Annotated in this window: 8 protein-coding genes, 1 tRNA gene and 2 pseudogenes; 4 read left to right on the top strand and 7 right to left on the bottom strand. The window is 71.9% G+C overall.

What is annotated here, in order from left to right; translation table 11 throughout:
- Positions 1 to 2008, top strand: a 2008-nt coding sequence (locus tag J7E91_RS22740; protein WP_214907749.1) for a helix-hairpin-helix domain-containing protein, incomplete at its 5' end; no start/stop codon positions are given.
- 41 nt (positions 2009 to 2049) lie between these two features.
- On the opposite strand, the gene J7E91_RS22735 is transcribed toward J7E91_RS22740, so the two are convergent.
- The gene (locus tag J7E91_RS22735) at positions 2050 to 2745 is read right to left on the bottom strand and encodes a hypothetical protein (protein WP_214907747.1); all 696 of its coding nucleotides are present in this window, start codon (positions 2743 to 2745) and stop codon (positions 2050 to 2052) included.
- Positions 2746 to 2792: 47 nt separating this feature from the next.
- On the opposite strand from J7E91_RS22735, the gene J7E91_RS22730 reads away from it, so the two are divergent.
- On the top strand, positions 2793 to 2981 hold the full coding sequence (locus J7E91_RS22730) for a DUF5703 family protein (RefSeq protein WP_005319466.1): 189 nt from the start codon (positions 2793 to 2795) through the stop codon (positions 2979 to 2981).
- A 72-nt stretch (positions 2982 to 3053) separates the two neighbouring features.
- Here the strand turns inward: J7E91_RS22730 and J7E91_RS22725 are convergent, their stop codons facing one another.
- The 3 genes from J7E91_RS22725 to J7E91_RS22715 all read right to left on the bottom strand — a co-directional run bounded on the left by J7E91_RS22725 (position 3054) and on the right by J7E91_RS22715 (position 5749).
- Complete coding sequence (locus J7E91_RS22725) at positions 3054 to 3857, bottom strand: chaplin (RefSeq protein ID WP_214907745.1); 804 nt, start codon at positions 3855 to 3857, stop codon at positions 3054 to 3056.
- 146 nt (positions 3858 to 4003) lie between these two features.
- Positions 4004 to 4237, bottom strand: coding sequence for a chaplin ChpH (gene chpH, locus J7E91_RS22720; protein ID WP_214907743.1), 234 nt, complete (start codon positions 4235 to 4237; stop codon positions 4004 to 4006).
- A 177-nt stretch (positions 4238 to 4414) separates the two neighbouring features.
- On the bottom strand, positions 4415 to 5749 hold the full coding sequence (locus J7E91_RS22715) for a M20/M25/M40 family metallo-hydrolase (RefSeq protein WP_214907742.1): 1335 nt from the start codon (positions 5747 to 5749) through the stop codon (positions 4415 to 4417).
- Between the two features lie 137 nt (positions 5750 to 5886).
- Here J7E91_RS22715 and J7E91_RS22710 point away from each other — a divergent pair.
- Positions 5887 to 5974, top strand: a tRNA-Leu gene (locus J7E91_RS22710).
- Between the two features lie 38 nt (positions 5975 to 6012).
- Here J7E91_RS22710 and J7E91_RS22705 read toward each other — a convergent pair.
- The 3 genes and pseudogenes from J7E91_RS22705 to J7E91_RS22695 form a co-directional block, all read right to left on the bottom strand.
- The gene (locus J7E91_RS22705) at positions 6013 to 6663 is read right to left on the bottom strand and encodes an MBL fold metallo-hydrolase (protein ID WP_214907740.1); all 651 of its coding nucleotides are present in this window, start codon (positions 6661 to 6663) and stop codon (positions 6013 to 6015) included.
- A complete protein-coding gene (locus J7E91_RS22700; protein WP_214907738.1) occupies positions 6660 to 7748 on the bottom strand; it encodes an S-(hydroxymethyl)mycothiol dehydrogenase in 1089 nt (362 codons plus the stop codon). The genes J7E91_RS22705 and J7E91_RS22700 overlap by 4 nt, the downstream gene beginning before the upstream one ends.
- Positions 7749 to 7806: 58 nt before the next feature.
- Positions 7807 to 8914, bottom strand: a pseudogene (locus tag J7E91_RS22695) (amidohydrolase family protein).
- Between the two features lie 98 nt (positions 8915 to 9012).
- On the opposite strand from J7E91_RS22695, the pseudogene J7E91_RS22690 reads away from it, so the two are divergent.
- Positions 9013 to 9733: pseudogene (locus tag J7E91_RS22690) on the top strand (TetR/AcrR family transcriptional regulator); the annotation flags it as partial.

The following is a 9733-nucleotide window of genomic DNA, read 5'->3' as shown; positions in this document are numbered from 1 at the left end:
CGAGGCCGAGATTGCCGCCCAACGGGCGTTGCGGGAACGGATCGAGCGGCGCAAGGCCGAGAAGACCGCGCCGGTCCAGGCCGGTGCCAAGCTGAGCGGGCAGGCCGCCGATCTGCTCGCGGCCGTACGGGCCGTGGAGAGCGGCGCCAAGTCCGGTGACGCGTTCTTCGCGTCCCCCGCGCCCGCGCCGCGCCGCGTGGCGCCCGCTCCCGCGCCCACGCCCGGTGCCGGCCCGGCGGCGCCCTCGCGGGTGGCCCCGGTGGCCGGGCCCGTCGCCGCCGCGCCCGGGGCGGTGGCTTCGGTACGGGCCGTACTGGCCGAGGGCGGCGCCCCCGAGGCGCTGGCCGCGCCGGTCGTCGGCGTACTCGGGGAGCAGGCCGGGCAGGTCCTGCGCGACGACCCGTGGCAACTGCTGTCGGTACCGGGGGTGCGGCCCGAACAGGCCGACGGGTTCGCGCGCGCCCTGCTCGGCGCCGAGTGCGGGCCCGGCGACGAACGCCGCACGGCGGCGCTTGTCGGCTGGCTCCTGGAGCGGGCGGCGGTCCAGGGTCACACCGCGCTGGAGTCGGGCGCGGTGCGCAAGGCGCTGGCCGAGCACAAGGTGCCCGACCCGGACGAGGCCATTCAGCACGCTGTCGCCGAGGGCGTGGTGCTCGTCTTCCAGGACGGCGGAGCCGATGACGCCGACACCGATGACGCCGACAGCGACGAGCCGGTGGAGGTTCTGCTGGGGCTCGACCGGTACGCCCTCGCGGAGGAAAGCCTCGCCGACGGCCTGGCCCGGCTGGCCAGTACGTTCAGCAACGAGGCGGCGGAGGCAGGAAGTTGGGAGGCGGGAGGCGTCTCGCCCTCCGCCGCCGAGCTGATCCGCGCCGTCGCGTCGAACGGCCTGGTGGCCCACAGCGGCGGCGAGGCAGCCCGTGCCGAACCGGCCGCGCTGCTCGTCGTGGCACGCGGGCTCGGCCTGCGGGCGTACGCCGCCTCGCACAGCGCCGACGGCCGCCGCCGCCTCGCCGCCGCGATCGACGACGCGTCGGCCTCGGTCACCGTCGCGGGGCTGCTGGCCGGTACGGAAGGCCCCGGCCGGGACGAGGACGGCGCGCTCGCCCTCGACCTGCTGGTCGTGCTGGACGCCCCACAGCTGGGCGTGGAGACCGCCGCCGTCCTCGTGGAGTCGCTGGCGGACGGCACCAGGCTCGTCCTCAGCGGCGACCCGGGCGTGCTGTCGTCCGCCGGTGCGGGCAGGGTCTTCGCCGACCTGCTGGCCGCCCGCGCGTGCCCGCACATCGTGTCGCGTACGCCCGACCCCGGCCCCATCGGTGAGCTGGTCTCCGGCATCGGCATCGGCGAGCTGAACCAGGTCGAGGCGCCCGGCAAGGAGGTGGTGATCGTCCCCGTCCGTGACGCGGGCGAGGCCGTGCACCGTACTGTCCAGCTGGTCGCCGACTCGGTCCCGCGCGCCTTCGGGCTGTCGCCCGCGCAGATCCAGGTGATCACCCCCGGGCACGGCGGGTCCGCCGGCACCCGCGCGCTGAACGCCGCGCTCAAGCAGCGGCTCAACCCCGGCCCGGGCCGGTTCGGCGGCTTCGACCCCGGTGACCGGATCGCCCATGTTCCGGCGCCCGGCAAGACACTGCCCGGCACGGTAGTGTCGGCCGACGCCGACGGCCTGCACCTCGACTGCGAGGGCACGCCCGTCGTCGTACCGAAGGACCGGGTGGAGACGACCGTGCGGCACGCCTGGGCGCTCACCGCGCACCAGGCGACCGGGATGCGGTTGCCCGCCGTCGTGGTCGTGCTGCCCGGCGACGCCGCCCCGGCGCTGAGCCGCCCGTGGATCTACACCGCGTTCAGCCGCGCGGAGCGGCACCTGTCCGTCGTCCACGGCGTCGACCAGGCGCTGCCGCGTGCGGTGACCGAGATCCCGGACCGACCGCGCACCACGCGCCTGCGCACCCTGCTGCAGCCTCCCGCCGAGTCGCCGGCCGCGCAGGAATCCGCCTCCTAGAGGCGCGACGGCGGCCGGCGGGGAGGCCCGGTCGGACGTGGTCAGATCTGGTCGGGACCGTCGGCGTCGTCGAACTCGTCGTCGAAGACGGAGCTGACGTCGAAGCGGCACACGACCTGCTGCGGATCGGCCTGCTCGAACGGGGCGTTCAGCCACTCCCCCGGCTCGGGCAGATCTTCCGCGGCGGCGACCCACAGGGTGGAATCGCCTTCCTCCAGGCCGAACTCCTTGTGGCGGGAGGCGATTTCATCCGGTTCGTACTCTCCGAAGAGCACCCCGAGAGCGGCATGGACGCTCCCGCCGACGATCGCCACCGCATTGCCGCGCTCCTCGGCGTCGACGTCGGTGTCGACCTCGACCTCGATCACCGGGGCGTCGATGTCCGGGTCGGCATCGGCGATCCGCTGCGCCTGGGCGAGCAGCCGCTGCGGCTCCACCACCGCGTAGTCGCGGCGGATCAGGACGCTCACCGCATTGGGCTCCTCCGGCCCGGTGTAAGGCGGCAGGGAGTCGTCGGACCCCGGAATCTCGAAGGGCGTGACCTCGTCGTAGCGGTCGTAGAGCCGCTCGTCGTACGCCTCGGCGGCCGCGGCGAGCTCGTTGAACGCGTCGTAGACGGCAGGGTCGTCGTCCCCGGTGCGGCGTTCGACCGCGTCGAGGTGACGGTCGAGCGCGACTTTGACCGCCTCGGCGGCGGCGCGTACCTCGGCAGCGGTGGGCTGCGCAGCATCAGACATAGTGCAGACGCTATCCGTACCGGGGCTCTGCCCGCACAATAGATGCGATGCCGGAATACGAATTTGTCGACGTGTACGTCCCCCGTGGGGTTTCCCGCAAGGAGGCGACCCGTCTGCTGACCGACCATGCCGAGTACGGACACTGGGAGTTGGACCGACTGAGTCTGCACCGGGACGGCAGCCGCCGTGTGCGGCTGCGCAGGCGCATCATCCGACAGGTGCGCGCCACCTGGTGAAGACGGAGCGGGCCCCGCGATGGCGGGGCCCGCTCCGTTTGCGCGCCAGCCGTACCGGCTGCATTTCCTGCGTTACGCCGCGGAACGAGAACGGCGGTACAGCACCGCACCGGCCAGCAGCAGGCCCGCGCCGGCCGGGATCACCACGCCGAGCGGAGCCCCGGCGCCGGTCTGCGCGAGCACGTCGGTGCCCTTGGGCTGGGTGACGGTCTGGGTGTCGGGGCCGTTCGGGGCGCTGGGCTCGCCCGGCGCCGCCGGCTCGTCCGGCTCCGCGGGCACACCAGGCTCCGTGGGCTCCTGCGGAGTGCCCGGCTTACCCGGCTTACCCGGCTCCGTGGGCTCCGCCGGCTCACCGGGCTTGCCCGGCTTGCTCGGCTTGCCCGGCTCACCGGGCTTGCTCGGAGGCTCTTCGGGGCCCGGTCGCGGCGGGGTGCCGGTGGAGTCGTTGCCGCACTCGTTGCCCGTGGCGGCGTTGCCGAGGCCACCGACGGTGACCGTGTTCCCACAGGCGTTCACCGGTACGTGGACCGGTGCCTGGACGTGGTTGCCCGAGCCGACTCCGGGGGAATCGCTCGCGCGCCCCTCGGCCGCCGATCCGCCGCCGTGGTTCTTGCCGGGCTTCGTCGAGCCGTGCCCCCCGTTGGCGCAGCTGTTGCCCATGGCGGGGTTGAGCACGCCAACCACATTCACGGTGTTCCCGCACACATTGACGGGAACATGCACGGGAGCCTGCACGGAATTCCCGGAGAGTACGCCCGGGGAGTCCGACGCGGACCCCCGGGCCCCGGAATCGGCGTGCGCGTTGCCGCCGCTCATGGCCAGCAGACCACTCGCGGCCGCCACGGTGATCAGGCTCTTCGTCGTTACCTGACGCATTGGTACGTTCCTCTGCCTTTACCTTCGCCGAAATGCCCGCGGGACGTTGTCGCCGGCCGCGGGCCGAATTCCCAGCGGCCCCGGAGTGCATGGAGCGCACTCCGGGGCCGCCCGGGACTCAGACCCTTACGGGTGCGTGCACAACGTCACTTGTTGATGCAGGTGTTGCCGAAGGCGGGGTTCAGCAGCCCGATCACGTTGACCGTGTTGCCGCACGCGTTCACCGGCACGTGGACCGGGACCTGAACGACGTTGCCCGAAACCACACCGGGGGACCCGACAGCAGCACCCTGGGCACCGGCGTCGGCGACGGCAATGCCCGCGCCGGCGAGAACCAGACCACCCGTGGCTGCCGCAGCGGCGACGATCTTCTTGATCATTACTTTTCCTCCTTGTTGGCAACAATGCGACCCAGCCGCGGACCGCACACCTTGTAACGAAGGGAAAGCAACGGGGCTACTAGCCTATGGTCTCATTCACTCTTTTCAGTCAAATAGCACGTCCGGCCGATTAGTTGGAAAGTCGTTTCAGTACTTGTCCGGTCACCACTTGTCGGTTCAGCACTTGTCCAGGAAGCGGTCCAGCACGCGTACACCGAACTTCAGCCCGTCGACCGGAACCCGCTCGTCCACGCCGTGGAACATCCCGGCGAAGTCCAGCTCGGGCGGCAGCTTCAGCGGCGCGAACCCGAAGCAGCGGATCCCCAGGTCGTCGAAGGACTTGGCGTCGGTGCCGCCGGAGAGCATGTACGGGACGGCCCGCGCGATGGGGTCCTCGGCCCGCAGCGCCACCTGCATCGCGTCGACGAGGTCCCCGTCGAAGCTGGTCTCCAGGGCCTTGTCGCCGTGCACGTCCTCGCGCCGCACGCGCGGGCCGAGGATCCGGTCGAGATCGGCGAGGAACTCGTCCTCGTACCCGGGCAGGAAGCGCCCGTCGACATGCGCGGTCGCCTGGCCGGGAATCACGTTCACCTTGTAGCCGGCGCCGAGCATGGTCGGGGCGGCGGAGTTGCGCAGCGTGGCGCCGATCATCTTCGCGATGCCGCCGAGCTTGGCGAGCGTCGCGTCCATGTCCTCGGGGTCGAGCGGGGTGCCGAGCGCGTCGGAGAGCTCGTCCAGGAAGGACCGTACGGTCTTCGTGACCCGCACCGGCCACTTGTGGCGCCCGAGCCGCCCCACGGCCTCGCACAGCTCGGTGATCGCGTTGTCGTTGTTGGTCATCGAGCCGTGACCGGCGGTGCCGTCCACGGTGAGCCGCATCCAGTGCATGCCCTTCTGCGCCGTCTCGACGAGATACAGCCGCAGGTTCTCGTTGACGGTGAAGGAGAAGCCGCCGACCTCACCGATCGCCTCCGTGACGCCCTCGAAGAGCCCCGGGTGCTTGTCGACGAGATACCGCGCCCCGTACGTACCGCCCGCCTCCTCGTCGGCGAGGAAGGCGAGCACGACGTCGCGCGGGGGCTTGCGGCCGCTGCGCATCCGCTCCCGTACGACCGCGAGGGTCATCGCGTCCATGTCCTTCATGTCGACCGCGCCCCGGCCCCACAGGCAGCCGTCCGCGATCTCGCCCGCGAAGGGGTGGTGCGTCCAGTCCTGGGCGTTCGCCGGTACGACGTCGGTGTGCCCGTGGATCAGCAGCGCGGGCTTCGACGGGTCCTCTCCCTCGATCCTGGCCACGGTGGAGGCCCGCCCCGGGTGGGACTCGAAGATCTGCGGTTCGAGCCCCACCTCGGCGAGCTTCTCCGCGATGTACTCCGCCGCCGCCCGCTCCCCCGGCCCCGAGTGGTCTCCGTAGTTGCTGGTGTCGATCCTGATCAGGTCACGGCAGAGACCGACGACCTCGTCCTCGCCCGAGACCGGGGTGGCCCTGCCGGCCGTCTTCGACTCGCTCACGCTGCTTCCTCCCACTGGCTGTGCTGGTGGTCCCCCTCATCCTCCCGCTGCCCTGCCTGGGGGTGTGATCAGGGGGTCTGAATGTTTGCTATGGTTTTCCACGTCGGAACGGCCCAGGGCCGCGAGACAGACACCTTGTCCGGGTGGCGGAATGGCAGACGCGCTAGCTTGAGGTGCTAGTGCCCTTTATCGGGCGTGGGGGTTCAAGTCCCCCCTCGGACACCAGCGAAGAACCCCCAGTCGAACTGGGGGTTCTTCTGTTTTCAGTGCCCTCTGGTGATCCACTCCTGAAGGTGCGGAGCCTCGGCACCGATCGTGGTGCCCTCGCCGTGACCGGTACGCACCTCGGTCTCCGGCGGCAGGGTGAGCAGCCGGTCGCGGATCGAGCCGACGATCGTCGGGAAGTCCGAGAAGGAGCGCCCGGTGGCGCCGGGGCCGCCCTGGAAGAGGGTGTCGCCGGTGAAGACGGTGGCCAGCTCCGGGGCGTACAGGCAGACGGCGCCGGGCGCGTGGCCGGGGGTGTGCAGGACGGTCAGCGTGGTGCCGGCGACGGTGAGGGCCTGGCCGTCGGTGAGCTCGCCGTCGGGGGCGCGGTCCGGGTGGGTCTGCTTCCACAGGGGCAGGTCGTCGGGGTGCAGGAGGATCGGTGCGCCCGTGGCCTCGGCGAGGGCCGGGGCGGCGTCGATGTGGTCGTTGTGGGCGTGCGTGCAGACGATGGCGCGCAGCGTACGGCCGCCGAGTGCGGCGGCGATGGCTTCGGCGTCGTGGGCCGCGTCGATGACGATCGCCTCGGTGTCGTCGCCGACGATCCAGACGTTGTTATCGACGTCCCAGGTGCCGCCGTCGAGGGAGAAGGTGCCCGAGGTGACGAGGTGGTCGATACGTGCGGACCCGGATTCCGATGCGGATGTCATGCGAACTCCACCACCGAGCGCAGGACGTCGCCCTCGTGCATGCGCGCGAAGGCCTTCTCGATGTCGCCGAGGCCGATGGTCTCGGTCACGAAGGCGGCGAGGTCGATACGGCCCTGCTGGTGCAGGTCGATCAGCATCGGGAAGTCGCGGGAGGGCAGGCAGTCGCCGTACCAGGAGGACTTGAGGGCGCCGCCCCGGCCGAAGACGTCGATGAGCGGCAGGTCGAGCCGCATGTCCGGGGTGGGGACGCCGACGAGGACGACGGTGCCGGCCAGGTCGCGGGCGTAGAAGGCCTGCTTGTACGTCTCCGGGCGGCCCACCGCCTCGATGACGACGTCGGCGCCGTATCCTCCGGTGAGCTCGCGGATGGCTTCGACGGGGTCGGTGGAGCGGGAGTTGACCGTGTGGGTGGCGCCCATGGTGCGGGCGGTCTCCAGCTTCCGGTCGTCGATGTCGACGGCGATGATCTTCGCCGCACCCGCGAGCCTGGCGCCCACGACCGCTGCGTCGCCGACGCCGCCGCAGCCGATGACGGCGACCGAGTCGCCCCGGCCGACCTGGCCGGTGTTGATGGCGGCGCCGATGCCCGCCATGACGCCGCAGCCGAGCAGGCCGGCGACGGCGGGCGAGACGGACGGGTCGACCTTGGTGCACTGGCCGGCCGCGACCAGGGTCTTCTCCGCGAACGCTCCGATGCCGAGTGCCGGGGACAGTTCGGTGCCGTCGAGCAGGGTCATCTTCTGCTTCGCGTTGTGGGTGTCGAAGCAGTACTGGGGGCGACCGCGCAGGCAGGACCGGCAGCGGCCGCACACCGCGCGCCAGTTGAGGATGACGAAGTCGCCGGGGGTGACCTCGGTGACGTCCTCACCGACGGACTCGACGATGCCCGCCGCCTCGTGGCCGAGGAGGAAGGGGAAGTCGCTGTTGATGCCGCCCTGCTTGTAGTGCAGGTCGGTGTGGCAGACGCCGCACGCCTGGATCTGCACGACGGCCTCGCCGGGCCCCGGGTCGGGGACGAGGACGGTCTCGACCCGCACCGGCTCGTTCTTCCCCGGTGCGATTACCCCTCGGACCTGTTGTGTCATACGTGAACTTCCTTCCTCGCGCGACGAGTACGGGCACCGCATCCGCACCGTACTCGCTCTACAGACCGGCGTCGTAGACCTGCTGTCCGCCCACGTAGGTACGGGCCACACGGGTCGCGGCGATCTCCTCGGGCGGCGCGGCGTACGGGTCGCGGTCCAGTACCACCAGGTCGGCGAGGGCTCCGGCGCGGACGCTGCCGGTGTCGTCGAGGTGGTTCACGTGTGCGGAGCCCGCCGTGTAGGCGGCGAGGAGGGCGGCGGTGCCCGTCTCGGCGACTCCGTCCACCATGATCTTCACCGACCCGGCGCGGAACCGGCCGTGGCTCGACTCCTCGCGCCGGGCGGCTAGTTCGGGTATCTGCTCGGCGCCTCGCTCGCGGTCCCACCACAGGGCGCCGGTGACGCGTGCGGTGAGTGAGCCGTCGCGGGCGGCGGCGACGTAGGCGTCGGCGGGGTCGTCCATCGCGCCGAAGGTGCCGACGATGGCGTCCTGCCAGGCGGTGATGCCGTACGAGTGGAGCAGTCGCTGGGCGTGGAGCAGGGCGGCGAGCCGGCCGGCGGGCGTGGAGGGCGGGGTGAGGCGCGCGACCAGGTCCATGGCGCCCTCCTGGAGGAGGCCGGTGGGCTCACCGTGGGCGTCCCGCTCGATACGGCCGTCAGCCGGGTCGGGGGTGGAGCGGTCGATGCCGGCGAGGTTCAGGGCGCGGCTGTTGGCCCAGGCGCCGTGGTGGTCGCGGTTGGGGAGGTAGACGGGGCGGTCGGGGACAACGGCGTCGAGCAGGTCCTTGGTGGGGGCGCCGCCTTCGAAGGCCTCCATGGACCAGCCGCCGCCGGTGATCCACTCCGCTTCGGGGCGGGCCTCGGCGTACGCCCGTACCGCGGCCACTGTGTCGCCTGCCGTGCGGGCGGCCGTCAGGTCGCACTGGGCCAGTTCCAGGGCGGCGGCCACCGGGTGGATGTGGGGCGTCCTGGAAGCCGGGGACGAGCAGTTTCCCGGCGAGGTCGACCACTTCGGTCCCGGGGCCGATGAGATCGCGTACCTCGTCGTGGCCGACGGCGGTGATCCGCTCGCCCGTGACAGCGACGGTGGTGGCGCGGCTGCGGGCGGCGTCCAGGGTGAGGACGGGGCCGCCGGTGAAGACGAGGTCGGCGGGGGTGCGGGGCATGTGCGGCATGTGCGGTTCCCATCGGTCGGTCCGATACGAGTGGTCATCGAACTCTCCTGGATCTCCACAGGTCAACGGTGTTGTCGTAAGGTCCGCGCATGGGTGAGCGAGTGGTGGCGGAGGGGGCGCGTCGGCGCAGGCGCCCCACCAAGTGGGGCACGGTCCTGTCGGAGCAGCTGATCGTGGATACGTCGCTGAGGCTGATCAGGTAGCACGGGGCGGCGGCGCTCACGGTGCGGCGGCTCGGGGCGGCGTTGGGGGCCGACCCGAGTGCGATCTACCGGTATTTCCGGGACACCGATGATCTGCTGCTGGCGGTCGCCGACGAGCTCATCGGCCGTACCCTGCGGCGGTTCCGGCCGAGCGGGGAGTGGCGGGCCGACCTGCGCGCCCTGGGGCTGATGATGCACGCGGACTACCAGGCGCATCCGCAGGCGGCGATGCTGACCTGCGCGCGGGTGACGGGGCGGGCGCATGAGATCCAGGCGGTGGAGACGATCCTGGGCATCCTGCGCGGGGCGGGTTTCCCGGACGCCGAGGCGGTGCGGATCTACCACGTGTTCGTGGACCAGACGCTGTCGTTCGCTGCGCTGGACGCGGCGACGCTCGCGCTGCCGGCGGGTCCGCGGGAGGCGGAGGAGCGGGCCTGGCGGGAGACGTACGCGCGACTGCCGGCGGACAGCCACCCGCACATCGCCGCCACTGCGGCGGTGCTGGTGGCGGAGATGGGGCGCAGTGGGTATCCGGCGGCACTGGAGATGGTCCTGGCGGCGGCGCAGGCGCGGCTGGGGGCGGTTCTTTCCCCTACCCGCCCCTTCC

Origin of the sequence: Streptomyces sp. ISL-99 (genome assembly GCF_018614005.1) — a bacterium.
GTDB lineage: Bacteria > Actinomycetota > Actinomycetes > Streptomycetales > Streptomycetaceae > Streptomyces > Streptomyces flavidovirens.
The sequence above is the reverse complement of the archived record's forward strand: the minus strand, read 5'-3'. Positions and strand labels throughout refer to the sequence as shown.